The 25,754-nt window shown below is 72.4% G+C and carries 26 protein-coding genes and 2 pseudogenes; 17 read left to right on the forward strand and 11 right to left on the reverse strand.

Annotated features, from left to right (window positions below):
* Positions 1-85 precede the first annotated feature (85 nt).
* A complete protein-coding gene (locus ABB07_RS31235) occupies positions 86-679 on the forward strand; it encodes a histidine phosphatase family protein (RefSeq protein ID WP_208901855.1) in 594 nt (197 codons plus the stop codon).
* On the opposite strand, the gene ABB07_RS31240 is transcribed toward ABB07_RS31235, so the two are convergent.
* Entirely contained in the window at positions 661-1,104 is a 444-nt protein-coding gene (locus tag ABB07_RS31240) for a DUF6314 family protein (protein WP_208901856.1), read from the reverse strand. The two genes, ABB07_RS31235 and ABB07_RS31240, sit on opposite strands and share 19 nt — an antisense overlap.
* Positions 1,105-1,177: 73 nt before the next feature.
* Complete coding sequence (locus tag ABB07_RS31245; RefSeq protein WP_208901857.1) at positions 1,178-2,410, reverse strand: cysteine desulfurase; 1,233 nt, start codon at positions 2,408-2,410, stop codon at positions 1,178-1,180.
* Positions 2,411-2,505: 95 nt separating this feature from the next.
* Between ABB07_RS31245 and ABB07_RS41595 the strand changes: the two genes are divergently transcribed.
* From ABB07_RS41595 to ABB07_RS31285, 8 genes are all read left to right on the forward strand, one after another.
* Positions 2,506-3,111, forward strand: a complete 606-nt coding sequence (locus tag ABB07_RS41595) for an ABATE domain-containing protein (protein WP_279617409.1) — start codon at positions 2,506-2,508, stop codon at positions 3,109-3,111.
* Positions 3,112-3,197: 86 nt separating this feature from the next.
* On the forward strand, positions 3,198-4,226 hold the full coding sequence (argC, locus tag ABB07_RS31255; protein ID WP_208901859.1) for an N-acetyl-gamma-glutamyl-phosphate reductase: 1,029 nt from the start codon (positions 3,198-3,200) through the stop codon (positions 4,224-4,226).
* On the forward strand, positions 4,223-5,374 hold the full coding sequence (gene argJ / locus ABB07_RS31260; protein WP_208901860.1) for a bifunctional glutamate N-acetyltransferase/amino-acid acetyltransferase ArgJ: 1,152 nt from the start codon (positions 4,223-4,225) through the stop codon (positions 5,372-5,374). The genes argC and argJ overlap by 4 nt, the downstream gene beginning before the upstream one ends.
* Complete coding sequence (gene argB, locus ABB07_RS31265; RefSeq protein ID WP_208901861.1) at positions 5,371-6,294, forward strand: acetylglutamate kinase; 924 nt, start codon at positions 5,371-5,373, stop codon at positions 6,292-6,294. The genes argJ and argB overlap by 4 nt, the downstream gene beginning before the upstream one ends.
* A complete protein-coding gene (locus ABB07_RS31270; protein ID WP_208901862.1) occupies positions 6,291-7,508 on the forward strand; it encodes an acetylornithine transaminase in 1,218 nt (405 codons plus the stop codon). Before argB ends, ABB07_RS31270 begins: the two co-directional genes overlap by 4 nt.
* 7 nt (positions 7,509-7,515) lie before the next feature.
* Positions 7,516-8,061, forward strand: coding sequence for an arginine repressor (locus tag ABB07_RS31275; protein WP_208901863.1), 546 nt, complete (start codon positions 7,516-7,518; stop codon positions 8,059-8,061).
* 110 nt (positions 8,062-8,171) lie between these two features.
* Positions 8,172-8,759: an RNA polymerase sigma factor gene (locus tag ABB07_RS31280; RefSeq protein WP_208901864.1), complete on the forward strand. Its 588-nt coding sequence runs from the start codon at positions 8,172-8,174 to the stop codon at positions 8,757-8,759.
* Positions 8,749-9,504: a zf-HC2 domain-containing protein gene (locus tag ABB07_RS31285; protein WP_208901865.1), complete on the forward strand. Its 756-nt coding sequence runs from the start codon at positions 8,749-8,751 to the stop codon at positions 9,502-9,504. Before ABB07_RS31280 ends, ABB07_RS31285 begins: the two co-directional genes overlap by 11 nt.
* Positions 9,505-9,523: 19 nt before the next feature.
* Here ABB07_RS31285 and ABB07_RS31290 read toward each other — a convergent pair whose 3' ends face one another.
* The 6 genes from ABB07_RS31290 to ABB07_RS31315 form a co-directional block, all read right to left on the reverse strand.
* Positions 9,524-10,066 carry a protein kinase domain-containing protein gene (locus ABB07_RS31290; protein WP_244189569.1) on the reverse strand — a complete coding sequence of 181 codons (543 nt, stop codon included), beginning with the start codon at positions 10,064-10,066 and terminating at the stop codon, positions 9,524-9,526.
* A gap of 184 nt (positions 10,067-10,250) precedes the next feature.
* Positions 10,251-10,991: an FAD:protein FMN transferase gene (locus ABB07_RS31295; RefSeq protein WP_208903691.1), complete on the reverse strand. Its 741-nt coding sequence runs from the start codon at positions 10,989-10,991 to the stop codon at positions 10,251-10,253.
* Positions 10,992-11,046: 55 nt separating this feature from the next.
* Positions 11,047-11,844, reverse strand: a complete 798-nt coding sequence (locus ABB07_RS31300) for an FMN-binding protein (protein WP_208901867.1) — start codon at positions 11,842-11,844, stop codon at positions 11,047-11,049.
* An 18-nt stretch (positions 11,845-11,862) separates the two neighbouring features.
* On the reverse strand, positions 11,863-13,245 hold the full coding sequence (locus tag ABB07_RS31305; RefSeq protein ID WP_208901868.1) for a ferredoxin reductase family protein: 1,383 nt from the start codon (positions 13,243-13,245) through the stop codon (positions 11,863-11,865).
* 73 nt (positions 13,246-13,318) lie between these two features.
* Entirely contained in the window at positions 13,319-13,807 is a 489-nt protein-coding gene (locus tag ABB07_RS31310) for an FMN-binding protein (protein ID WP_208901869.1), read from the reverse strand.
* Between the two features lie 10 nt (positions 13,808-13,817).
* Positions 13,818-15,164: a ferredoxin reductase family protein gene (locus tag ABB07_RS31315; RefSeq protein WP_208901870.1), complete on the reverse strand. Its 1,347-nt coding sequence runs from the start codon at positions 15,162-15,164 to the stop codon at positions 13,818-13,820.
* A 210-nt stretch (positions 15,165-15,374) separates the two neighbouring features.
* Here ABB07_RS31315 and ABB07_RS31320 point away from each other — a divergent pair, with 210 nt between their 5' ends.
* The gene (locus tag ABB07_RS31320; protein ID WP_208901871.1) at positions 15,375-16,115 is read left to right on the forward strand and encodes a response regulator transcription factor; all 741 of its coding nucleotides are present in this window, start codon (positions 15,375-15,377) and stop codon (positions 16,113-16,115) included.
* Positions 16,112-17,593 (forward strand): sensor histidine kinase, encoded by a 1,482-nt coding sequence (locus tag ABB07_RS31325; protein WP_244189570.1) that lies wholly within the window; start codon positions 16,112-16,114, stop codon positions 17,591-17,593. Before ABB07_RS31320 ends, ABB07_RS31325 begins: the two co-directional genes overlap by 4 nt.
* 31 nt (positions 17,594-17,624) lie before the next feature.
* Here the strand turns inward: ABB07_RS31325 and ABB07_RS31330 are convergent, their stop codons facing one another.
* The 3 genes and pseudogenes from ABB07_RS31330 to ABB07_RS31340 all read right to left on the reverse strand — a co-directional run.
* Entirely contained in the window at positions 17,625-18,329 is a 705-nt protein-coding gene (locus tag ABB07_RS31330; RefSeq protein WP_208901872.1) for a L,D-transpeptidase family protein, read from the reverse strand.
* Between the two features lie 3 nt (positions 18,330-18,332).
* Complete coding sequence (locus tag ABB07_RS31335) at positions 18,333-18,920, reverse strand: pyridoxamine 5'-phosphate oxidase family protein (RefSeq protein WP_208901873.1); 588 nt, start codon at positions 18,918-18,920, stop codon at positions 18,333-18,335.
* A 132-nt stretch (positions 18,921-19,052) separates the two neighbouring features.
* Positions 19,053-19,493 (reverse strand): annotated as a pseudogene (locus ABB07_RS31340) (hypothetical protein); the annotation flags it as partial.
* Between the two features lie 170 nt (positions 19,494-19,663).
* On the opposite strand from ABB07_RS31340, the pseudogene ABB07_RS31345 reads away from it, so the two are divergent.
* From ABB07_RS31345 to ABB07_RS31370, 6 genes and pseudogenes are all read left to right on the forward strand, one after another.
* Positions 19,664-19,891, forward strand: a pseudogene (locus tag ABB07_RS31345) (argininosuccinate synthase domain-containing protein); the annotation flags it as partial.
* Between the two features lie 142 nt (positions 19,892-20,033).
* On the forward strand, positions 20,034-21,464 hold the full coding sequence (gene argH, locus ABB07_RS31350; RefSeq protein ID WP_208901875.1) for an argininosuccinate lyase: 1,431 nt from the start codon (positions 20,034-20,036) through the stop codon (positions 21,462-21,464).
* Positions 21,465-21,661: 197 nt separating this feature from the next.
* A complete protein-coding gene (locus tag ABB07_RS31355; RefSeq protein ID WP_208901876.1) occupies positions 21,662-22,489 on the forward strand; it encodes an alpha/beta fold hydrolase in 828 nt (275 codons plus the stop codon).
* Between the two features lie 55 nt (positions 22,490-22,544).
* The gene (locus tag ABB07_RS31360; protein ID WP_208901877.1) at positions 22,545-23,516 is read left to right on the forward strand and encodes an aldo/keto reductase; all 972 of its coding nucleotides are present in this window, start codon (positions 22,545-22,547) and stop codon (positions 23,514-23,516) included.
* 101 nt (positions 23,517-23,617) lie between these two features.
* On the forward strand, positions 23,618-24,169 hold the full coding sequence (locus ABB07_RS31365) for a TetR/AcrR family transcriptional regulator (RefSeq protein ID WP_208901878.1): 552 nt from the start codon (positions 23,618-23,620) through the stop codon (positions 24,167-24,169).
* Positions 24,166-25,689 (forward strand): MFS transporter, encoded by a 1,524-nt coding sequence (locus ABB07_RS31370; protein WP_208901879.1) that lies wholly within the window; start codon positions 24,166-24,168, stop codon positions 25,687-25,689. The genes ABB07_RS31365 and ABB07_RS31370 overlap by 4 nt, the downstream gene beginning before the upstream one ends.
* Positions 25,690-25,754: the final 65 nt, after the last annotated feature.

Genomic DNA, 25,754 nt, shown 5'->3' on the forward strand with positions numbered 1-25,754 from the left:
CTCGCGGGGTAAGCGGCCGCTCACCCTGAGTAGCTCACAGGGGACAGCCCTTGACCTTCGCACACGACCGTCACACCATCACCGCATGCCACTGAGGGTGACGTTCGTCGCCGCCGCGCGCAGTGCCCCCCTGCTCGCGGAGCGCTTCGACGACGACCGGCCGCTGGACCTGGCCGGCTGGGACGAGGTGCAGCGCGCCGCCGGGGATCTGCTGCCGCTGGCGGCCGCCGAACTGCGGTACTGCTCGCCGACGCCGCGCAGCCGGGCCACCGGCGACGCCCTGGGGTATGCCCCGCTGGTCCAACTGGCGCTGCGGGACTGCGACATGGGCCGCTGGCGCGGACTGACCCTGGGCGAGGCGATGGCCCGCGAGCCGGAAGCGGTGGACGCCTGGCTCGCCGACCCGCGCGCCACCCCGCACGGCGGCGAGTCCCTGCTGACCTTCATCTCCCGGGTCGGCGGCTGGCTGGACACCCGGCCGGTGGAGGACGGCGGCCGGATCGTCGCCGTCGCCGAACCCGCCGTGATCCGCGCGGCCCTGGTCTACGCCCTGAAGGCGCCGCCCTCGACGTACTGGAACATCGACGTGCGGCCCCTGTCCACGTCCACCGTCACCGGCCGCGCGGGCCGCTGGAACCTCCGCCTCGACGCCGTCTCGGCTCAGCCCTCGCGCACATAGTCCGTGATCAGCACCAGGTCCTTCGCGGGGCCGCCGACCCGCCACACCGAGCGCCAGCGGTCGGCGTCCTGGACGGTGAACTCGCCGCGGTAGAGGTCGGCCGCGCACGGGTGCTCGGCGACGTACCGCCCCGCGCTCAGGTCCAGCTCGTGGAACGGCCGCCCGTCCGCGAACCGCACGTCCGCCGTACCCGGCCTGGGCCCCGGCAGGAAGCGCAGCGCGCGGGTGGCGGGCCGGGTCACGCCCTGCCAGGTGAAGTCGCCGGACTCCTCGTGCAGGAGCCCGCCGCCCCGCAGCGCGGTGAAGACGGTCGTCCCCGAGAAGTGCCCTTCGTCCCCGCTCGCCAGATCCCGCACGTCACGCTCGACGCGCCAGCGCCCGGTGAGATGGGCCAGCACATCGGCCACCGGCCAGACCCCGCCCATCGCTCGCCCCTTCCCGGAAACCTCCTCCTCATTGTGCCGTTCGGCATGGTGCCGTTCGACGGGCGGGCCACGGTCAGACCCCGAAGTACCGCTGCGCCGCCCGCACCCCCTCCACCAGCGCGTCCACCTCGGCCGGCGTGTTGTAGACGTAGAAGCTCGCCCGGGTCGTCGCCGGGATGCCGTACCGCTTCACGATCGGCCGGGCGCAGTGGTGGCCGACGCGGACGGCCACGCCCCGCTCGTCCAGCACCTGGCCCACGTCGTGCGGGTGGATGCCGTCGACCGTGAAGGAGACGGCCGAGCCCCGGTCGGCGAGGCCGGCGGGGCCGACGATCCGCACGCCCGGGACCTCCGCGAGCAGTGCCAGGGCGCGCGCGGTGAGCGCCTCCTCGTACGCCGCCACCTCCGCCATGCCGAGCCGCTCCAGGTACGCCACGGCCGCCGCGAGCCCCACCGCCTGCGAGGTCATCGGCACGCCCGCCTCGAAGCGCTGCGGCGGCGGCAGGAAGGTGGTGCGGTCCATCTCCACGATCTCGATCATCGAGCCGCCGGTGAGGAACGGCGGCAGTCCGGCGAGCAGGTCCGCCCGGCCCCACAGCACGCCGACGCCGTTCGGGCCGAGCATCTTGTGCCCGGAGAAGGCGAGGAAGTCCGCGCCCAGCTCGGTCACGTCGACCGGGCGGTGCGGCACGGACTGGGCGCCGTCCACGACCACCAGGGTGCCGGACGCGTGCGCGCGGTCGGCGAGTTCGCGCACCGGGTTGACCGTGCCGAGCACATTGGACTGGTGGGTGAGGGCGAGCACCTTGGTGCGCTCGTCCAGCAGCTCATCGGTCCGGGACAGGTCGAGCCGGCCCTCGTCGGTGAGCCCGAACCAGTCGAGCCGGGCCCCGGTCCGCTCGGCGAGCTGCTGCCAGGGGACCAGGTTGGCGTGGTGTTCCATCTCCGTCACCACGATCCGGTCGCCGGGGCCGAGCCGGCCGGCGTTGCCGAGGGCGTAGGCGACGAGGTTGATGCCCTCGGTGGTGTTCCGGGTGAAGACCACCTCGTCGGCGGCGGCGCCGATGAACCGGGCGACCGTCTGCCTGGCCTGCTCGTAGGCCTCCGTCGCCTCGCCCGCCAGCTGGTGTGCGCCGCGGTGCACGGCCGCGTTGCGGTGCAGGTAGAAGTCCCGCTCGGCGTCGAGGACCTGGAGCGGTTTCTGGGTGGTGGCGCCGGAGTCCAGGTAGACGAGCGGGGCGCCGCCGTCCAGGGTCCGCTCCAGGATCGGGAAGTCCCTGCGCAGCACGTCCACGTCGAAGCCCACGGCGGTTCACCTCTCGGGGTCTTGTCTCACGGTTTTCGTGATGGTTCTCCGTGAGGCACGCTAATCGCTCCTCATGGGAAATCGCAAGGATTACCATGAGAACCGTGGATCACGAGGCCCCCGTCTACCTGCATCAGCTTCCGGTCCCCGGTGAGGACCGGTATGTCTCGCTCGCGCTGGTCAACACGCGCTTCGCCGTCAGCCACGGCCAGGTCGACCTGCTCGACGACACCGAGGCCGCGCATCTCTGGCTGGTCCGGCACGAGCTGCTGCCCGACCGGGTGGTGATCAACGGCAGGCAGTCCGGCCGTCTGCGCACCCTGCGGGAGGCCCTGCGCGCCCTCTTCGAGGCCCGCGTCACCGCGGCGCACCCGCCCGCCGCCGCCCTGGACACTCTCAACGCCGCACTCGCCGCGGCGCCCGCCACCCCCCGGCTCGCCTGGACCGCCGACGGCCCCCACCGCGCCGACCTCCCCGACGCCGGAAACCCGGCCGCCGCCGCGCTCTCGCAGCTCGCGGAGGACGCCGCCGACCTGCTCACCGGGGCCGACGCCGGCCAGCTCACCGAGTGCGCCGCCCAGGGCTGCGCCCGCTGGTTCCTGCGCTCCCACGGCGCCCGCCGCTGGTGCACCACCAAGTGCGGCAACCGGGTCAGGGCCGCCCGCGCCTACGCAGCCCGCAGGGCCGGATCACCGTCCTGACCGCATCAGGGGTGGGCTCACGTCGCATACTCGTTGCATAAAACTGCAGGGCTACGTATAGTCATGCCATCACGAGGAGGATGGACATGGCGGTACGTGCGGCGGTGGCCGGGGCGAGCGGATACGCGGGCGGCGAGGTCCTGCGCCTGCTCCTCGCGCACCCCGGGATCGAGATCGGTGCCCTGACCGGGAACTCCAACGCCGGTCAGCGGCTCGGCGCGCTGCAGCCGCATCTGCTGCCGCTGGCCGACCGCGTGCTCACCGAGACCACGGCCGAGGCGCTCGCCGGGCACGACGTGGTCTTCCTCGCGCTGCCGCACGGGCAGTCCGCCGCCGTCGCCGAGCAGCTCGGCCCGGACGTCCTCGTGGTCGACATGGGCGCCGACTTCCGGCTGAAGGACCCGGCCGACTGGGAGAGGTTCTACGGCTCCGAACACGCCGGCACCTGGCCGTACGGCCTCCCCGAACTTCCGGGCGCCCGCGCCGCGCTGGAGGGGTCCAAGCGCATCGCGGTGCCCGGTTGCTACCCCACCGCCGTCACCCTCGCCCTGTTCCCGGCCTACGCCGACCGGATCGCCGAGCCGGAGGCGGTGATCGTCGCCGCGTCCGGCACCTCCGGCGCCGGCAAGGCACCCAAGCCGCATCTGCTCGGCAGCGAGGTCATGGGCTCCATGTCGCCGTACGGCGTCGGCGGCGGCCACCGGCACACCCCCGAGATGATCCAGAACCTCAGCGGGGTCGCCGGGGAGTCCGTGCGGGTCTCCTTCACGCCGACCCTGGCGCCGATGCCCCGCGGGATCCTCGCCACGTGCAGCGCCTCCGCCGTCGCGGGCGTGACGGCGGACTCCGTCCGCGCCGCCTACGAGAAGGCCTACACCGACGAGCCCTTCGTCCATCTCCTCCCCGAGGGCCAGTGGCCCACGACGGCGTCCGTCCACGGTTCCAACGCCGTTCAGGTGCAGGTCACGTACGACGAGTCCGTGGGCCGCATCATCGCGATCAGCGCCATCGACAACCTGACCAAGGGCACCGCGGGCGGTGCCGTCCAGAGCATGAACATCGCCCTGGGTCTCCCCGAGACGACCGGGCTTTCCACGATCGGAGTCGCACCGTGAGCGTCACGGCAGCCAAGGGATTCACGGCGGCGGGGATCGCCGCCGGGATCAAGGAGAACGGCAACCCCGACCTGGCCCTCGTGGTCAACAACGGGCCGCGCCGTGCCGCCGCGGGCGTCTTCACCTCCAACCGTGTGAAGGCCGCGCCGGTGCTGTGGTCCGAGCAGGTCATCAAGAGCGGCCAGGTCTCGGCCGTGGTCCTCAACTCCGGCGGCGCCAACGCCTGCACCGGCCCCAAGGGCTTCCAGGACACCCACGCGACCGCCGAGAAGGCCGCCGAGGTGCTCGGCCGCGGCGCCATCGAGGTCGCCGTCTGCTCCACCGGCCTGATCGGCGTGCTGCTGCCCATGGACAAGCTGCTCCCGGGCGTCGAGACGGCCGCCGCCCAGCTGTCCGAACACGGCGGTGAGAAGGCCGCCATCGCCATCAAGACCACCGACACCGTCCACAAGACCTCCGTCGTGTCGAAGGACGGCTGGACCGTCGGCGGCATGGCCAAGGGCGCGGGCATGCTCGCCCCCGGCCTCGCCACCATGCTCGTCGTCCTCACCACCGACGCCGACCTCGACAGCGAGACCCTCGACCGCGCCCTGCGCGCCGCTACCAAGGTCACCTTCGACCGGGTCGACTCCGACGGCTGCATGTCCACCAACGACACCGTCCTGCTGCTCGCCTCCGGCGCCTCCGGCATCACCCCGGAGTACGCGGAGTTCGCCGACGCCGTACGGCAGGTCTGCGCCGACCTCGGCCGGCAGCTGATCGGCGACGCCGAGGGCGCCAGCAAGGACATCAAGGTCGAGGTGGTCAACGCGGCGAGCGAGGAGGACGCCGTCGAGGTGGGCCGCTCCATCGCCCGCAACAACCTCCTCAAGTGCGCGATCCACGGCGAGGACCCCAACTGGGGCCGGGTGCTCTCCGCGATCGGCACCACGCAGGCAGCCTTCGACCCGGATCAGCTGAACGTCGCCATCAACGGCGTGTGGGTGTGCAAGAACGGCTCGGTCGGGGAGGACCGCGAGAAGGTCGACATGCGCTACCGCGAGGTGCACATCGTCGCCGACCTCGCCGCGGGCACCGAGACCGCGACGATCTGGACCAACGATCTGACCGCCGACTACGTCCACGAGAACAGCGCCTACTCGTCATGAGCACCACGCGTAAACACACCGCGCTCCCCAAGGCGCAGATCCTCATCGAGGCGCTGCCCTGGCTGGTCAAGCACAACGGCAAGACGGTCGTCATCAAGTTCGGCGGCAACGCCATGGTCGACGACGAGCTGAAGGCCGCGTTCGCGCAGGACGTCGTGTTCCTGCACCACGCCGGCCTCAAGCCGGTCGTCGTGCACGGCGGCGGCCCGCAGATCAGCGCCGCCCTCGACAAGCACGGCATCGTCAGCGAGTTCAAGGCGGGTCTGCGCGTCACCACCGAGGACGCCATGGACGTCGTACGGATGGTGCTCGCCGGTCAGGTCCAGCGCGAGCTGGTCGGGCTGCTCAACCAGCACGGACCGCTGGCCGTCGGCCTCACCGGCGAGGACGCGCACACCATCACCGCCACCAGGCACCAGCCCGAGATCGACGGGGAACTGGTCGACATCGGACGCGTCGGCGAGATCACCGGCATCGACACCGGGGCGATCGAGGCGCTGCTCGCCGACGGCCGGATCCCGGTCGTCTCCTCCATCGCCCGCAGCCAGGACGACGGACATGTCTACAACGTCAACGCCGATACGGCGGCTGCGGCACTCGCCGCCGCTCTGGGCGCCGAGACCCTCATGGTCCTCACCGACGTCGAGGGCCTCTACGAGGACTGGCCGAACTCCGACGAGGTGATCAGCCGCCTCACCGCTTCCCAACTGGAGAAGCTCCTGCCGGAGTTGAGCTCCGGCATGGTGCCGAAGATGGAGGGCTGTCTGCACGCCGTGCGCAACGGGGTGCACACCGCCCGCGTCATCGACGGCCGGGTCCAGCACTCGATCCTGCTGGAGATCTTCACCGACGAAGGCATCGGCACGATGGTCGTGCCCGACGAGATTCCGGGCGGACAGGGCGAACAGGGGGAGTCATGAGCAACCAGGAACTGACCGAGCGGTGGCAGGGCGCGCTCATGAACAACTACGGCACCCCCCGCCTGCCGCTCGTGCGCGGCGCGGGCGTCAAGGTGTGGGACGCCGAGGGCCGGGAGTACCACGACTTCGTCGGCGGCATCGCCACCAACGCCCTCGGCCACGCCCACCCGGCGATCACCGAGGCCGTCAGCAGGCAGATCGGGCAGCTCGGCCACATCTCCAACTTCTTCATGGCCGAGCCCACCGTCGCCCTCGCCGAACGGCTGCTCCAGCTCTTCGGCCGCGAGGGCCGGGTCTTCTTCTGCAACTCCGGCGCCGAGGCCAACGAGGCCGCCTTCAAGATCGGCCGGCTCACCGGGCGGACCCACATGGTCGCCACCACCGGCGGCTTCCACGGCCGTACGATGGGCGCCCTCGCGCTCACCGGCCAGCCCGCCAAGCAGGACCCCTTCCTGCCGCTGCCCGGCGAGGTCACGCACGTGCCCTACGGCGACGCCCAGGCGCTCGCGGCGGCGGTCACCGAGGAGACGGCCCTGGTGATCATCGAGCCGGTCCAGGGCGAGAACGGGGTCGTCGTGCCCCCGGCCGGCTATCTGAAGGCCGCCCGCGCGATCACCGCCGCCACCGGCGCCCTGCTGGTCCTGGACGAGGTGCAGACCGGCATCGGCCGCACCGGCACCTGGTTCGAGTACCAGGCCCACGAGGGCGTCCTGCCCGATGTCGTCACCCTGGCCAAGCAGCTCGGCGGCGGGCTGCCGCTCGGCGCCACCGTGGCCTTCGGCCGGGCCGCCGAACTGCTCCGGCCCGGCCAGCACGGCACCACCTTCGGCGGCAACCCGGTGGCGTGCGCCGCCGGACTCGCCGTACTCGACACCATCGCGAACGAGGGCCTGCTGGAGAACGTCAAGCGGCAGGGCGAGAAACTGCGCGACGGGATCGAGGGCCTCGGCCACCCGTTGATCGATTATGTGCGGGGTGCCGGCCTGCTCCTGGGTATCGTGCTCACCGGGCCGCACGCGCCACAGGTGCAGCAGGCGGCCCAGGAGGCCGGGTTCCTGGTGAACGCGCCCGCTCCCGACGTCGTACGGCTCATGCCGCCGCTGAACCTCTCCGACGCCGAGGCGGGTGCCTTCCTCCAGGCGCTGCCCGGCATCCTCGACGCAGCTTGCCCAGGGGACAGCCCGGTGGACGGGGACGGACGATCCGCAGAATAGGACGACGATGAGCCAGGCGCAGGAGCACGAGCAGGCGGCGGGTGCCGGACCGGCCGTGCCGCAGACCCGTACCGCGCGGCACCGCCGGATCGTGGACATCCTCAACCGGCAGCCGGTGCGGTCGCAGAGCCAGCTGGCGAAGCTGCTCGCCGACGACGGGCTCAGCGTCACCCAGGCGACGCTCTCCCGGGACCTCGACGAGCTGAACGCGGTGAAGATCCGCAACACCGACGGCGAGCTGATCTACGCGGTGCCGAGCGAGGGCGGTTTCCGTACCCCGCGCGCACCGCTCGGCGAGTCGGCCAAGGAGGAGCGCATGCGGCGGCTCTCCCAGGAGCTGCTGATCTCCGCGGAGGCCTCCGCCAACCTGGTGGTCCTGCGCACTCCGCCGGGGGCCGCCCAGTTCCTCGCCTCGGCCATCGACCAGGCGGAGCTGCACGACATCCTGGGCACGATCGCCGGTGACGACACGCTGCTGCTGATCAGCCGGGACCCGAGCGGCGGCCAGGCCCTGGCGGACCACCTGCTGCGACTGGCGCAGAACGGGCACTGAGTCCGCATGCGGCGCCCCGCCCGGCGGCGGAGAATGACAGTGTGATCTTCCGCGGCGGGCGGGCAGGTGGGCGGGCAATCCCCTGGCGGCCGTCGGCCGTATACGGGGGTGTGTCGGGTTTCCGGTTCCCCGTGGGCCGCCTCCCGGACGACGCCCTGCTGGCCGGGCTGGCCACCGGTGATCCGGAACTCGCCGTGATCTTCGTACGCAGGTTCCAGCACCGGGTCTTCGGGGTCGCCATGGCCGTCACCGGGGATGAGCAACTCGCCGAGGACGTCGCTCAGTCGACGTTCGAGCGCGTGTGGCGGCACGCCCAGATCTACGACTCGCGCCGCGGTTCGGTCGCCACCTGGCTGACCACCATCGCCCACAACCTCGCCGTCGACGCCGTCCGGGCCCGGCGGACCGAACCGATGGCACCGGAGGACCTGGACGCGGTCATCGGCGCCGTCACCGAGACGCCCGAGCGGTGGGCGCTGGCCGACGAGGCCTCCTCCCAGCTGCGGGCCGCCGTGGCGCGGCTGCCCCGGGAACAGGCCAGGGCCCTGGTGATGGCCGGCATCTACGGCATGACGGCCCAGCAGATCGCCGACGCCGAGCGCATCCCGCTGGGCACCGCCAAGACCCGGATCAGGGCCGCCATGGCGAAACTGCGCACCTCACTCGCGCCTTTGAAGCGAGGCGACCATGTCCAGTGACCCGAACTGCGACAAGCTGCGCGAGATCGCCGCCGAGCTGGCGCTGGGCGTGCTGCCCGGCCGGGAGCGCGCCGAGGCGGTCGCCCACCTGGACCGGTGCGCGGACTGCCGGGAGTACGTCCGCCGGCTCACCCTGGTCGGTGACCGGCTGATCGGCCTGCTGCCGGACCGCGACCCGCCGGCCGGGTTCGAGAACCGGGTGGCGCGCAGGCTGGCCGAGCGGGCCCCGGCGGCCGAGACGCCCGCGGCCGGGCGTGCGTCCCGGAACCTGCGCGGGCGGGCCCGGCGCGCCCGGCTGCGGCTCGCGGCCGTCGCGACCGCGCTCACCGTCGCCGTCGGCTTCGCCGGCTGGGCGATCGGCACCGCCGTCGAGGAGGTCGTCGCCTCGACCGCGCCCGCCACCAAGTCCGAGCCCGTGCTGGTGGGCGACATGACCTCGGCCACGACCGGCGGCAAGGTCGGCGAGGTCTACGTCCACCCCGAGGTCCCCGGCTGGGTCTTCGTGTCCGTCGACTCCGCCGGCCCGCGCGGCTCCTACACCGGCAAGGTCACCTGTCTCCTGGAGCACTCCGACGGCACCACCGTCCGGGTCGGCGACTTCCCCCTGACCGCCGGGCACGGTGAGTGGGGCGTGGCCGCTTCCGGTGACCTCTCGACCCTCTCCGGCGCCCGGCTGACGACACCCGGCGGTACGGTTCTGGCCACGGCGCACCTGGAGACGGGACACGTCGTGGAGCCGGCGTAGCCGACGGGCCAGGCCCGCGTCAGGGGCACCGCGGCAAGGTCCTCTGCAGAGCCGCGGCCAGCTCGCCGACCGTGGGCCGCCGCGCCGGGTCGGCCCGCCGACAGGCGTCGACGGCGGCGGCGAGCGCGGGCGGCAGCCGCCTCCGGGACGCGATCGGCGGGGCCGCCCCCGCGAGCTGCGGATACCGGCCGTCCGCGCCCTCACCGCCGTCGTCCGGCTCGTCCTCGCGCGAACTGCGGTCGACGGGGGCGTCACCACTCGCCGTGTGGTCGACGGAGGCGTCACCGCTCGCCCCGCGGCCGAAGGGGGTGTCACCGCTCGCGACCTCGTACAGCGTGACGCCGATGCCCCACACGTCGGCCGCGGCCGTGAGCGGACCGCCGCGGGCCTGTTCCGGAGCGAGGTAGCCGTACGTGCCCACGCCGGCGGGCGCCGGTCCCGGCGGCCGGGCGACGCTCAGGTCCAGCACCTTGGCATGACCGCGGTCCACCACCACGTTGGACGTGTCCGTGGCCGTGACGGTCGCCGTGGCGGTGGCCGGTGAAGTCGTCGTGACGGTCACGGTGGCCGTGACGGTGGCCGTGGCCGGAGGTGTCGTGACGGGACGTGAAGTTCCGGCGGTCATCCCGGCGTTTGGCGGGCATCAGACTGCTGAAGATGGCCATGTGCGTTCCTGCCGGAAGTGGCTGCACACGGGATACGTCCCGGCGCCGGAAAGGGATCGCGCCCGGCGAAAAATGCCGCGCTCAGCCCAGCCGCGCCGCCAGCCCCCCGGTGCACCGCACCTCGTCGCCCGCGGTGATCAGCAGCCCCTCCACCTCCGGCAGCGACTCCAGCCACGCCAGCCCGGCCCGGGAGCCCATCGCGAACGCCGCCGTGGCCCAGCAGTCGGCCCAGGTCAGCCGTGGTCCCACCACCGTCACCGACACCAGGTCCGTCACCGCCGATTTGCCCGTGCGCGGATCCACGATGTGCGCGCCGCGCTCGGCCGTGCCCGAGGTCGCCACGGACAGCTCGGCCACGCCCGCCGAGGAGATCACCGCCGCGAGACCGCCGGGCCGGAGCGGATCGGCCACGCCCACCCGCCACGGCCGCTGCGCCTCCGGCGTGCCCAGGAGCTGGACGTCACCGCCGCCGTTGACGCTCACCCCGCGCACCCCGGCCACCCCCGCCAGCAGCCGCGCCGCCCGCTCGGCGGCCCAGCCCTTGACGATGCCGGTGGGATCGAGCGAGCCCCGGTAGCGGGTGCTGAACCAGCCCTCGCTCACCCGTTCCGCCTCGGCCGCGAGGTCCAGCACCTCGGCCACCTCCGGCGCGCACCCCGCCACGGTCAGCTCGCCCCGGGCCAGCCGGGACACCTCGCTGTCCTCCCGGTAGGTGCTGAACACCGCGTCCGCGCGGTGCAGTCCGGCGACGGCCTCGGCCAGCGCCTCGCGCACCGCGGCCGGCTCCCCGCCGCGGACGTCGAAGGAGAAGACGGTCCCCATGACCTCCTCCGCGTGACGCACCGCGGCGGGAGCCTCGGCCGGCTCGGCCACCGTGTCAGCCACCGGCCTGGTCCAGCGCCGACTGGAGCGACTGCTGGTAGCCGGTGCTGGTGTAGGTGGCGCCGGAGACGGCGTCGATGTGCGCGGTGCCGGCCGTGACGGCCTCCTGGTTGAGCCTGGGCACGGCCATCGCCGTCTTCTGGTCGCTGAGCCCGCCCTTGGGCGCCTGGACGGCCTCCGCCTTGGTGATCTTGCCACCGCTGACGGTGATCCGCACCTGCACCGGACCGTACTGCGTCTGCGCGACCTTCCCGGTGACGGTGCGGGCCTGCGCCGCGCCGGACGGAGCGGACCCCGCCGAGGCGCCCGTCGAGGACCCGGCCGACGTCTTCATCCTGTCCAGCGCCGACTGCAGCGACTTCTTGTAGCCGTCGCTCGTGTACGTCGCCCCGGACACCGCGTCGATCTGCGCGCTCTGCGCCGCCACGGCCTCCTGGTTGAGCTTGGGGACGGCCATCGCGGTCTTCTGGTCGCTCAGTCCGCCCTTGGGCGCCTGGACGGCCTCCGCCTTGGTGATCTTGCCGCTCGCGACGGTCAGCCGTACCTGCACCGTCCCGTACTGGGTCTGCGTCGCGTCACCGGTCACCGTGCCGGAGCCCGCGGGAGCCTGGGCACCGCCCTGCTGACCGCCCTGGGGGGATTGCTGCCCGGCGACCGGCTGCTGCGGGGCCGCGCCCGCCGCCGACGCCGCGGCCGGATCGGACGCCGGCTTCAGCGACAGCAGCAGCACGACACCGGACACGGTCGCGGCGGTGGCCAGCACGACCCGCCGAATGGGGTGGCTCTTCCTCATCGCTTTCCTAGCTCCCGCTCACATCTCGAACGACTCGTGATGGATGCGGCGGGCGGGGACCCCCGCGCCGCGCAGTGCCTCGTACACCGACTGCGCGAACCCGGGCGGGCCGCACATGAAGACGTCGTGCCGGTCGATGTCCGGGATCTTCCGCTCCAGGTTCTCCGCGGAGATGTCCGGCCGCTCCCCGTCCGGGCTGTTCACCGCGTACATCAGCCGGGCGCCCCGCTCGTCGGCGATCTTCGCCAGCTCGTCCCACAGCGCCAGGTCCTGGGTGCTGTTGGCCCGGTACAGCAGGGTGATGTCCCCGGCCGCGCCGGGCAGCGTCTCGAACAGCGCCCGCATCGGGGTGATGCCGACCCCGCCCGCGACCAGGAGCACCTTGCCCCGGCTGCGGCGCTGCGCGGTGAGCGCGCCGTACGGGCCCTCGGCCCACACCCGGGTGCCGGGCGTCAGCTCGCGCAGCCGCTCGCTGTGGTCGCCGATCGCCTTCACCGTGATCCGCAGCATGTCCGGGCGGGGCGCCGCAGACAGCGAGTACGGGTGCGAGCTGAAGCGCATGCCCGGTGCGAGGAACCGCCAGCGGAAGAACTGGCCCGCCTCCGCGCCCATCCGGTGCAGCCTGCGCCCGCCGATCAGCACCGACACGATGCCCGGCGTCTCCTCGATGACCGCCTCGACCCGCATCCGGTGCCGGAGGTTCAGCCGGATCGGGGTGAGGATCCGGTACCAGACCACCAGGGCGGTGACCGTGCCGTACAGGCCGTACCAGAAGGTCTTCGCCATGGGCTCGACCGCGAAGTCGTTGCCGGTGGTGATCTGGTGCCAGAACGTCAGGAACACCGCCGCGTACGTCATCAGGTGCACGTGGTACCAGGTGTCGTACGGCAACCGGCGGCGGACCACGCCGATCGACGTCAGCCCGATCAGCACGAACAGGCCCGTGCCGATCGCCGCCTTGCCCATGTCGGGCAGCTGGTTGATGGAGTCGATGGTCTGCTGCACGATGTCGCCGAGGGACTTGCCCGCCTGGAGCGCGTACCCCCACATGGTGAGGAACACGTGCGCCACGATCAGGCAGAGCGTGTACCGGCCGCTCATCGCGTGCCAGCGCGCCACCCGGTCCGAGCCGACCCGCCGCTCCAGCGCCGGAACCCGGGCCATCTGCAGCACGACCAGCGCCATCAGATAGCCGGCCAGCAGGCCGGTGATCCGGCCCGCGTTGAGGATTCTGCCGTTGTCGTCGGCGATGGACGGCGTGTTGTGCCACCAGAGCCACAGCACGGCCGCCGCGCCCGCCCAGACGGCGAGCAGCAGCGGTACGGCCGGAGAGCGGCGCGGGCGGATGCGGCGCATCGTCTGTCGGCGGGCGGCACGTCCGCCTGCGAGCGTGGTGGACACGGTTCCTCCGTGGGGACTTGACCCTTGGCCCACAGATACGTGCCGCATGCGCCGAGTGTTCAGCGGCCCCGCCTCACAGTCCCGCCGAGTCCAGCGCGGACTGCAGCGACTGCTTGTAGCCGGTGCTGGTGTACGTGGCGCCCGACACCATGTCGATGTCCGCGCTCTGCGCCGCCAGCGCCTCGCGCCGCAGCTGGGGCATCGCGTAGCTGTTGATCTCCTGGTCGCGCGGGTTGTCCGACGGGTACTGCACCGCTGTCACGTCCGTCAGCCTGCCGCTCAGAATTGTCACCCGCACCTGGACCGGGCCCCAGCGGGTCTGCACGGTGTCCCCGGTGACGGCCTTGGAGACGGTCTTCGTACCGGAGGAGGACCCGCTCGACGAGCCCGACCCGCTGGACGGCGCCGAACTGCTCGACACGGAGGGCGACTTGGCGTCGGCCGTGGCCGGCACGGGGCTCGTGTGCGGCTTCAGCGACAGCAGCAGCACCATCCCGGAGACGGTCGCGGCGCTCGCCAGCACGACACGGCGCAGGGGACGGCTCTTCTTCAACGCGTGCACCTGGACAACCTCACAGCTCGAACGACTCGTGGTGGATACGGCGGTCCGGCACCCCGGCCGCCCGCAGCGCCTCGTACACGTCCTGCGCGAAGCCGTGCGGCCCGCATATGTAGACGTCGTGGCCGGCGAGGCCCGGGAAGGTGGCGCGCAGCGACTCCGCCGTGAGGGCCGGGCGCTCGCCCTGGGGCCCGTTGAGCGCGTACAGCACCTGTGCGCCGCGCCAGCGGGCGATCGCTTCCAGCTCCGCGCCGAGCGCCAGGTCCTCGGTGCGGCGCGCCCGGTACAGCAGGGTGGCCTCGCCGGGCAGCGTCTCGAACAGCGCGCGCAGCGGGGTGATGCCGACGCCGGCCGCGATCAGCAGGGAGCGGTGGCTGGTGGCCCGGTCGGCGGTCAGCGAGCCGTACGGGCCCTCCGCCCACACCCGGGTGCCGGGCCGCAGCAGGGCGACGGCCGCGCTGTGGTCACCGAGCGCCTTGACCGTGATGCGCATCAGATCCGGGCGCGGCGGCGCCGACAGGGAGTACGGCGTCGAGGTCCAGCGCAGGCCCTCGCCGAGGAACCGCCAGCGGAAGAACTGACCCGGACGCGCGCCGAGTTCCTCCAGGTGCCGCCCGCGTACGACGACCGAGTACACCCCCGGTGCCTCCCTGTGCACCGAGTCCACACGCAGCTGGTGCCGCCGGTTGAGGCGGACCGGGGCGAGCACCCGGAACCACAGCACCAGGGCCGCGACGCCCAGGTAGAGCGCGTACCAGACGGCGGTGGCGACCGGCTTGCCGTTGAACTCGTTCCCCAGCGTCAGCTGGTGGAAGAAGGCCAGGAAGACGGCCGCGTACGTCAGCAGGTGGACGTAGTACCAGAACTCGTGGCTGGTGCGGCGGCGCACGGCGCGGGCCGAGGTGATGCCGACCGCGAAGAGGATCACCGTGCCGGCGGTGGCCTTCAGCATGTCCGGATAGTCCAGGACGACGGTCACCGCCTCGTGCCAGAGCGAGGCCCGGTCCTGGGCGGCGTATCCGGTGAGGATCAGCGCGATGTGCGCCACCAGCAGGCAGACCGTGTACCGGCCGGCCATCGCGTGCCAGCGCGCCACCCGGTCCGAGCCGATCCGCCGCTCCAGCAGCGGCACCCGCGCCATCAGGCCGACCAGCACCGCGCAGGCGTACCCGCACAGCAGCCCGGCGATCCGCCCGGCGCCGGTCAGCCAGCCGGCCGTACCGACCACGGACCCGGTGCCCGCCCACCAGAGCGCGACCACGGCCGCCGCCCCGGCCCACAGCGCGGCCAGCACGGGCCCCGCGGGGGAGCGCCGCGCGGTCACGGGCGGGGCCGCCCGCCGCGCATCCACGGTCGTCATCAGTCGCCGTCCCTTCGTCCGTCGTACCGGGCCACTGTGCGGCGGAAAGCTCTGAGCGGCCTCTGAGAAGGGCCTTGACCAGGGATTTTCAGAGGAGACTCAGATCCTGTTCTCAGACTGTGCTCAGGGTGCGGGTGAGGGCACTCAGAGAAAACTCAGAGCGGAGGCGGTATCTCGCACCCCGGCGCCTGGGTGATGCTGGAAGGCGCGATGAACACCACCCGTTCCGGCCGCCCGGCCCTCACCCGACCCGACGGCACCTCCCTGCGCGTCCTCGTCGTCGACGACGACCCCGACCTCGCCGAGGTCCTCACCGGCGCCCTGCGCTACGAGGGCTGGGAGGTGCGCGCCGCCGGGGACGGCGCCTCCGCCCTCAGCACCGCGCGCGAGCTGCTGCCCGACGCCGTCGTCCTGGACGTGATGCTCCCGGACACCGACGGCTTCGCCGTGCTGCGCCGGCTGCACGAGGTGAAGCCGGACGTCTGTGTGCTGTTCCTCACGGCCCGGGACGCGGTCGAGGACCGGATCGCAGGCATCACGGCGGGCGGCGACGACTACGTCACCAAGCCCTTCAGCCTGGAGGAGGTCGTGGCCCGGCTGCGCGGCCTGCTGCGCCGGGCGGGCATGGCCCGGCAGCAGGAGGAGGGGCCCCGGCTGGTCGTCGGCGACCTGGTGATGGACGAGGAGGCCCGCGAGGTCACCCGGGGCGGCGAGCTGATCGAACTCTCGCCCACCGAGTTCGAGCTCCTCCGCTTCCTCATGCGCAACCCGCGCCGGGTGCTCAGCAAGGCGCAGATCCTCGACCGGGTCTGGTCCTACGACTTCGGCGGCCGCGCCCATGTCGTGGAGCTGTACATCTCCTACCTGCGCAAGAAGGTCGACGCGGGCCGCGAGCCCATGATCCATACCGTGCGCGGCGCGGGCTACGTCCTGAAACCGGTGGCCAAGTGAGCCGCCTGCACCTCCGTGACCGTCTGTCCCGGCTGCCCCGGCCCCGCACCCTGCGCGCCCGGCTCACCTTCGGCCTGGTGGTGCTGCTGGCAGTGAGCTGCGCGGCCGTGGGCCTGGCGGCGGTCGTCGAGCTGAACGGCTTCCTCACCCAGCGCCTGGACGAGCAGCTCGCCCAGGTCGGCACCCGGTTCCCGGAGAGCCTGGAGCACAAGGGCAGGCTGCCCGACGACCACGACGGGGACGAGCAGGGCGACACCCGCCGCATGGCCACCGGCACCTTCGGCGCCCGCCTGCTGAACGGCACGGTCACCAACAAGGGCCTCATCCGCTCCGGCGACCCGGCGGCGGACCTGAACGTCGGCCTGACCGCGCAGGACGCCGCGCGGCTGGCCCGGGTACCGGCCGACGGCCGCCCGCACACCGTCGAGCTCTCCGCCCTGTGCGACTACCGGGTGATCGCCTCCGCCGGGCGGGACGGGGACGTGCTGATCGTCGGGCTGCCCCTGGAGCCGGTCGAGGCCACCGTCCACCGGCTGGAGGCGGTCGCCGCGATCGTCTTCGGCCTGGCCCTGGTGGTGACCGGCGTGGCCGGTGCCCTCTGGGTCCGCTGGTCGCTGCGGCCCCTCAGCCGGGTCGCCGCCACCGCCACCCGGGTCAGCGAGCTCCCGCTGGCCAGCGGCGAGGTGGCGCTGCCGCCGCGCGCCCCGGACGCCGACCCGGGCACCGAGGTCGGCCGGGTCGCCGCGGCCTTCAACCGCATGCTCGGCCATGTCGAGGGCGCGCTGACCAAGCGGCACGCGAGCGAGGAGCGGCTGCGCCGCTTCGCCGCCGACGCCAGCCACGAGCTGCGCACCCCGGTCGCCTCGGTCCGCGGCCACGCCGAGCTGGCCCTGCTGCACCCCGGCCCGGTGCCGCCGGAGGTCACCCGCGCCCTGCGGCGCATCACGGCCGAGTCCGCCCGCATGGGCGAGATGGTCGACGACCTCCTGCTGCTCGCCCGCCTCGACGCGGGCCGCCCCCTGGAACGCCGGCCCGTCGATCTGACCCACCTGGTCCTGGACGCGGTCACCGACGCCCGCGCCACCGGCCCGGACCACGGCTGGACCCTGGACCTGCCCGAGGACCCGGTGACGGTCCCGGGCGACGCCCACCGCCTCCAACAGGTGTTGGCCAACCTGTTGGCCAACGCCCGTTTGCACACGCCCGTGGGCACCAAGGTGACGGTGACGCTCGAGGCCGGCACCGACGCGGCCGTCCTCTCCGTCCACGACGACGGACCCGGCGTCCCGGAGGAGGTCCGGCCCGGCGTCTTCGAACGCTTCACCCGAGCCGAACACCGCCGCCCCACCGGCACCTCCGGCTCCGGCGCGGGCCTCGGCCTGTCGATCGTGGCGGCGGTGGCGGAGGCGCACGGGGGGACGGTGGGGCTGGAGAGCAGACCGGGATCCACGACGTTCACGGTGCGCCTGCCGACCTAGAGAGGGGCGCGGGGAACCGCGCACAGTCGGGTTAGTACCGGGTCACAGCCGTGACGCCGTCCGCGGTCCCCATGGCGATGTGCGGCCGCTTCCCGGGTTCGGCCCACTGGAGAATCCGCTGCATCGCGTCCTCCGGCACCGAAACGCAACCAGCCGTGGCCCCGGCACCGTTGACGTGCAGGAAGATCCCCGCGCCCCGCCCCCGGACCGGCTGCTCGTAGTTGAACCCGATCACGAGCGCGTACGCGTACTGCGTCGAGTAGGAGACGAGGTGCTCGGACTCGGAGGCGCGGCAGTCCGCCGGCAACGGCTCGACCCACCGGTTGTACGAGGCCGAGTCATTGTCCTGGCACCACCACGAACCCTCCCGCACCGCCCGGTACTCGACGCTCGTCCCGCTCGGGGCCGCCTTGATCCCGAAGGCGAACGGGAGGTCGTACAGCCCCGTCGGGGTGGTGTCGGTGCCCTGCTGACGCGAGCCGCCCTCGACGAGTCCGTTCGCCCCGAAGCGCGCCGGTGCCGTACCGGCCTGCACCCACTGCCCGTCCTTCAGATCCCACCAGGTGAGGGTGCCCGAGGTGGAGTCGGCGCGATCCGCCTGCGCGGTGATCAGCTGGCTGCCGCCGCCGGTGTCCGCCATCCGCGCGGGCAGCGGCGCCGGCCCGGGGTCCGGTGCGAGACCGAGCAGGCCGAGCGAGGAGGCGGACACGAGGGCGAGTACGACACCGGGGCGCATGGCTCAGACGGTAGACGGCGGCAGCGGCAACGGCAGCCCGGGTAGTCCGTCCAGGCTCGTCGCGACATGCTCCTTCTTCTCGAAGTACGCGTTCAGCGTGACGTCGTCCTCCCGCGCGAAACGCCTCTCGTGCAGGTCGCGGTCGTTCTCGTACGCCATGTGGGGGACGGCGTACCCGCAGGTGTCCCGGACCAGTTCGGCGTGGACGACGATGATCGCGCGCAGCCCGTGCAGGCTCGGGTCGATGCCGGGGAAGTGGGTGAGGAGCTCCTGGAACCGCGGGTCGTCACGGAAGACGGGCTCGCCCCGGCCGTGCACGCGCACGATGTTCGGCGGGCCTTGGAAGGCGCACCACATCAGGGTGATCCGGCCGTTCTCCCTGAGGTGCGCGATGGTCTCGGCGTTGGACCCGGCGAAGTCCAGGTACGCCACGGTCAGTTCGTCGAGCACGGCGAAGGAGCCCTTGAGGCCCTTGGGGGAGAGGTTGACCGTGCCGTCGCCGGACAGCGGGGCGGTCGCGGTGAAGAAGAGGGGCTGCTCCTCGATGAACGTCCGGAGCCTGCCGTCGATGCGCTCATAGGTCTTTCCCATGTCCCACGATTATCGACGCAACTCCTTCGACTGTCTAAGGAATTCACGAAGGTGTCCACCCCTCGGACCCTCCGTGGCCGCCCCGGCCGGCGCCGGCCGGGGCGGCCACGGCTGTCCGCCACCTCACTTCGTGAGCGTGCAGGCGGCCAGGGAGTCGAGTCCGGTGGGCTTGGTGGTGGTGCGGCCGATGGCGATGGCGATGCGGTCGATGGTGGAGGTCCGCTTGTCCTTGAGGGGTCCGAGGATGGCGTTGTTGACGAAGTTGGGTCCGCCTTGGCCGACGGTCGTTTGCAAACGCTTGTTGGCTTCCTGGATCTGGGTCTGGAGCAGGGCGAGGTTGCGGTCGACCTCAGCCTTGGCGGAGGCGGGGACGGCGGGGAGCTTGGCGGCGACGTCCGGGCAGGTGATCGTGCCGGGGCTCGCCAGTGTGCGGGCCTGGGTCGCGCCGCCGCTCCTGGCAGGGGTGCCGGCGAGGGCCGAGCCCGCGATCACCGCGCCGGACAGCGCCACGGCCGCGGCCCCGCCGATGACCGCCACGCGACGCTTGTTGTACTTCGGAAGAGCCCTGGACATACGGATGCCTCACTAGGTCGGGAAGTGTCGTCGGTTGCCAACGCGGCGCCTGCGTTCACCGAGCAGTACGAGAAAGCGGTTTCCCACGTTCAAAGGCTCCGCTGATTGACGAATCATGCAGAGCTCTGCATACTCATGCATGACAGCACGTGCAGTGTGAGGAGAAACCCGTGACCGAGCGCGTCGTACTCGCCTCTTCGGGCGGTCTGGACACCTCCGTCGCCATCGGCTGGAGCGCCGAGGAGACGGGCGCCGAGGTCATCGCCGTCGCGGTGGACGTCGGCCAGGGCGGCGAGGACCTGGACGTCATCCGCAAGCGCGCCCTCGCCTGCGGCGCCGTCGAGGCCGAAGTGGCCGACGCCAGGGACGAGTTCGCCGAGGAGTCGACGAGGCCAGCCAGCACGTGACCGGCGACATCTTCGACCAGTCCGCGGCCAAGGGGTTCATCGACATCTACAGCCTGTCGTCGGAGATCGCCGCCCGGCGTGGCCTGGCCTGAGTACGGTTCGTCCATCCACCCTCTCTCTAGGAGCAGCGCAAGTGAGCAGCAACAGCGGTGACGTACGGCTCTGGGGCGGCCGTTTCGCCGACGGTCCCGCCGAGGCCCTGGCGAAGCTGTCCGCGTCCGTCCACTTCGACTGGCGGCTCGCGCCCTACGACATCGCGGGTTCGCGTGCCCACGCGCGCGTGCTGCACAAAGCCGGCCTCCTCACCGAGGACGAGCTGCAGCGCATGATCGCCGGGCTGGACCAGCTGGAGGGCGACGTCGCGTCCGGCGCGTTCACCGGCACCATCGCCGACGAGGACGTCCACACCGCCCTGGAGCGCGGTCTCCTGGAGCGCCTCGGCCCCGACCTGGGCGGCAAGCTGCGCGCGGGCCGGTCGCGGAACGACCAGGTGGCGACCCTGTTCCGGATGTACCTGCGCGACCACGCGCGGATCATCGGCGGCCTGATCGCCGACCTCCAGGACGCCCTGATCGGCCTGGCCGAGGCCCACCCGGACGTCGCGATGCCGGGCCGCACCCACCTGCAGCACGCCCAGCCGGTGCTCTTCGCCCACCACGTCCTCGCCCACGTGCAGTCCCTGTCCCGGGACGCCGAGCGGCTGCGCCAGTGGGACGAGCGCACGGCCGTCTCCCCGTACGGCTCCGGCGCCCTCGCCGGTTCCTCCCTCGGCCTGGACCCGGAGGCGGTCGCGCGGGACCTCGGCTTCGAGCACGGCAGCGTCGGCAACTCCATCGACGGCACGGCCTCCCGTGACTTCGTCGCCGAGTTCGCCTTCGTCACCGCGATGATCGGCGTGAACCTCTCCCGGATCGCGGAGGAGATCATCATCTGGAACACGAAGGAGTTCTCCTTCGTGACCCTGCACGACGCGTTCTCCACGGGCTCGTCGATCATGCCGCAGAAGAAGAACCCGGACATCGCCGAGCTGGCGCGCGGTAAGTCCGGCCGCCTGATCGGCAACCTGACGGGCCTGATGGCCACCCTCAAGGCCCTCCCGCTGGCCTACAACCGGGACCTCCAGGAGGACAAGGAGCCCGTCTTCGACTCCTGCGACCAGCTGGAGGTGCTGCTCCCCGCCTTCACCGGCATGATCGCCACCCTCACGGTCAACCGCGAGCGCATGGAGGAGCTGGCCCCGGCCGGCTTCTCGCTCGCCACCGACATCGCCGAGTGGCTGGTCAAGCAGGGTGTGCCGTTCCGCGTGGCGCACGAGGTCGCGGGGGAGTGCGTCAAGGCCGCCGAGGCCGAGGGCAAGGAGCTGGACGACCTCACGGACGAGCAGTTCGCGAAGATCTCCGCCCACCTCACCCCCGAGGTCCGCACGGTCCTCAACGTCCCCGGCGCCCTCGCCTCCCGCAACGGGCGGGGCGGCACGGCCCCGAGCGCGGTCGCCGTGCAGCTGACGGAGGTCAAGGCGGACGTGGCCGCCCAGCACGCGTGGGCGACGGCCAAGCGCGCCTGAGAATCCCGAACAAAAGAACACGAAGGGCCCGGACTTTTCGTCCGGGCCCTTCGTGCTGCCCGGGACCCGCGCGGTAACAGATGGGATTCAGCCAGTGGCCGAAACCTTGACGCCCGCATACCCGGAGGTAACTATTCCGGTTACCGGTCGGCATTGCCGAACACCGGTCGATCAATGTCGAGCATGAAAGGGACGTCATGCGCGCCAGACGTACACGACGGACAGCCCGCCTCCTCGCCGTCACCGCGGCGGCCGCGCTCTGCGCCCTCGGCCTCACGACCTCCGCGAGCGCCGCCGACACCCCGCCACCCGGCGCCAACAACTGGTCCTGCAAGCCGGACTCGGCCCATCCGCAGCCCGTGGTCCTGGTGAACGGCACCTTCAAGACCTCGTACGAGAACTGGCTGACCCTGTCGCCCGACCTCGTCAACGCCGGATACTGCGTCTTCTCCTTCGACTACGGCGACCTGGAGACCGCTCCGATCCCGGACTCGGCCGCCCAGCTGCGCGACTTCGTGGCCGCCGTGCTCGGTGCGACCGGCGCCAGGAAGGTCGACATCGTCGGCCACAGCCAGGGCGGCATGATGCCCCGCTACTACGTGAAGTTCCTCGGCGGCGCGACCAAGGTGGACGACCTCGTCGGCATCGTCCCCTCCAACCACGGCACCACCAACCCGCTCGCGCTCGCGGCCGGCGCCACCGTCTGCCCCTCCTGCGTCGACCAGACCGCCGGCTCGGACTTCCTGCAGAAGCTCAACTCCGACCCGGAGACGCCGGTCGGCCCGGACTACACGGCGATCGCCACCAAGTACGACGAGGTCGTGCTGCCGTACACCAGCGCCTTCCTCAATGGCCCCGCCTCCTACGTGACCGACGTGCTGCTCCAGGACCGCTGCCCGCTCGACACCACCGAGCACGACCAGGCGCCCAAGTCCCCGCTGGTCGAGCAGTGGGTCCTCAACGCCCTGGGGCGGAAGGGGCCGGCCGACCCCGCCTTCGTACCGCGCTGCGTCAGCACGGGCTGAACCGCCCGCGGCTGGGTACATTGGAGGCCCTCAGCCGATCGTGCAGGGAGCACCCATGCCGTTCAGCCGCCTGGCCGCCGCGACCACGCCCACCGCGCACCTCGGCCTCGGTCTCGCCGCCGTCGGCCGTCCGGGCTACATCAACCTCGGCCGGGAGGACGACCTCCCGGCCGAGCGCACCGTGGACGCCCTGCGCACCCGCACCCTCGAACTCCTCGACGCCGCCTACGCCCAGGGCGTGCGCTACTTCGACGTGGCCCGCTCCTACGGCCGTTCGGAGGAGTTCCTCGCCGACTGGCTGAACGCCCGCCCCGGGATCGACGACGTGGTCGTCGGCAGCAAGTGGGGCTACACCTACACCGCCGGCTGGTCGGCCGACGCCGAGACGCACGAGGTCAAGGACCACAGCCTCGCCGCGTACGAGCGGCAGCGCGCCGAGAGCGACGCCGTGCTCGGCGACCGGCTCGACCTCTACCAGATCCACTCGCTGACCCCGGACAGCCCGGCCCTCACCGACAAGGACCTGCACGCCCGGCTCGCCGAGGCCGCCGCCCAGGGCCTGACCATCGGCTTCTCCACCAGCGGCCCCGCCCAGGCGGACGTGATCCGCGCCGCCCTCCAGGTGACCGCCGACGGCGAGCCCCTCTTCCGTACCGTGCAGTCGACGTACAACGTGCTGGAGACCTCGGCTGCCCCCGCGCTCGCCGAGGCGCACGACGCCGGGCTCACCGTGATCGTCAAGGAGGGCATGGCCAACGGGCGGCTGGCCGCGCCGCAGGCCCCGGAGGCGCTCAGGGCCGTCGCCGAACAGGCCGGCCTCGGCTGCGACGCGGTGGCCCTCGCCTGGATCCTGTGCCGGCCCTGGGTGGGCGTCGTCCTCTCCGGTGCCGCGACGGTCACCCAGCTCGTCTCCAACCTCCACGCTCCCGCCGTCGACCTGGACGCGGACCAGCTGACCCGCCTCGCCACGCTCGCCGAGGACCCGCGCGCCTACTGGGAGCGGCGCGGACAGCTGCCCTGGCACTGAGCACCCCTGATTCCGCCGCGCAGGCCTCTTCCGACCAGCGCCTATGAGTCACGCATGCCTAATGTGAGACAAAGATGTCTCACATGCGCTACCCTTGTCTCATGGCTCTCGACCGTGACCAGGTGCTGCGCAGTGCGGCCGCCCTGCTGACCCGCAAGTCCACCGCGACCATGGACGAGGTCGCCAAGGCCGCCGGGATCAGCCGGGCGACGCTGCACCGCCACTTCGCCGGGCGCGACGCGCTCGTACGGGCGCTGGAGGCGCTCGGCATCGAGGAGTGCGAGGCGGCGGTGGACCGGGCCCGGCCGGACGAAGGGCCCGCGAGCGAGGCCGTACGCCGGCTGGTGCGCGAGATCCAGCCCGCCGCCGGACTGCTCGCCTTCCTCTACGGCGAGAGCCAGCTGTGGGAGGGCGAGCGGCAGAACGACGGCTGGCTGCGCCTGGACACCCGCATCGGAGCCGTGTTCCAGCGCGGACAGCAGGTCGGCGAGTTCCGCATCGACCTCACACCGGTCTGGCTCACCGAGGCGCTGTACGGCCTGATCGCCTCGTGCGCCTGGGCCACCCTGGACGGCCGCGTGGCCGCCCGGGACTTCCCGACGATGGTCGCCGAGCTGCTGCTCGGCGGCGCGCTACGAAGAGAGGAACCATGACCAGCACCCTGCAGCCGGCCGCGACGACGGAGGCGGTGACGCGCCCGGGCCGCTGGCTCGCGCTCTCCGTCCTCGTCCTGGCCGTGCTGCTGGTGGCCGTCGACGCCACCGTCCTCGGCCTGGCGACCCCCTACATCAGCGAAGACCTCAACCCCTCCGGCACCCAGCTCCTGTGGATCGGCGACGTCTACTCCTTCGTCATCGCCGGTCTGCTGGTCTCCATGGGCAGCCTCGGCGACCGCATCGGCCGCAAGCGGATCCTGCTCGGCGGCGCCACCGCGTTCGGCGCGATATCCGTGCTCAACGCCTACGCCACCACACCGGAACTGATGATCCTGGCACGGGCGCTGCTCGGTGTCGCGGGCGCGACCCTGATGCCCGCCACCCTCGCCCTGATCCGCAACCTCTTCCACGACCCGCGCGAGCGCAGCCTCGCCGTCGGCATCTGGGGCGCGACCGCCTCAGCCGGTACGGCGGTCGGCCCGATCGCCGGCGGTTTCCTCCTGGAGCACTTCTGGTGGGGTTCGGTCTTCCTGATCAACCTGCCGGTGATGGCGGTCCTGGTCCTGGTCGGCATCCGCACCCTGCCCGAGTCCCGCAACCCGCACCCCGGCCCCTGGGACCTGAGCAGCGTCGTGCTGTCACTGGTCGGCATGATCGCCGCCGTGTACGCGGTCAAGGAAGCCGCCACCCACGGGTTCACCTGGCCGGTGCTCGCCACGGCACTGCTCGGCGCGGCGGCCCTCTACGGGTTCGTCCACCGCCAGCTCACCATGCCGACGCCGCTGCTGGACATGCGGCTGTTCCGGCGCCGCGGCTTCAGCGGGGCGGTCCTCGCCGACCTGCTCACCGTGCTCGGCATGTCCGGCCTGGTGTTCTTCCTCTCCCAGTACCTGCAACTCGTCCAGGGCAGGCGCCCGTTCGAGGCGGGCCTGGCCGAACTGCCCGCCGCGGTCGGCGCGGTGGCGGCCGGCCTGATCGCGGGCCGCGCGGCCCGCCGCTTCTCGGTCCGCGCGGTGGTCTCGGGCGGCCTCGCGGCGGTCGGCCTGGCCCTGGCCGCGCTCACCACACTCGGCCGGTCCACCGGCTACCCCGTCCTCGGGGCCGCGCTCCTGGTCGTGGGCATCGGCGCCGGCTTCTCCTTCACGGTCACCGCCGACGTGATCCTCTCCAGCGTGCCCAAGGAACAGGCGGGCGCCGCCTCGGCGGTCTCCGAGACGGCGTACGAACTGGGCGCGGCCCTCGGCATCGCCCTGCTCGGCTCCATCGTCACCGGCACCTACCGCGGCTTCACCGGCCCGGCCGGCACCCCGGCCCAGGCGCACGAATCACTGGGCGCGGCAGTGGAGGCGGCGACGAAAATGCCCCCGCACCCGGCGGAGGCACTCCTGACCGCGTCCCGTGACTCCTTCGTCCACGGCCTGCACCTGGCCTCGGGCGCAGGCGCGGCGGTCCTGCTGGGAACGGCGCTGGCGGCATGGTTCTTGCTGAGGGGACAGCACCTGGAAAGCGCCGGGTGAGCGAAGCGCCCCGAAAGGGGCGCGGGGCTGTGTCAATATGCGGCTGCGCCGCGTGGGCGCGAACA

This window comes from Streptomyces incarnatus (genome assembly GCF_001027185.1).
Classification (GTDB): domain Bacteria; phylum Actinomycetota; class Actinomycetes; order Streptomycetales; family Streptomycetaceae; genus Streptomyces; species Streptomyces puniciscabiei.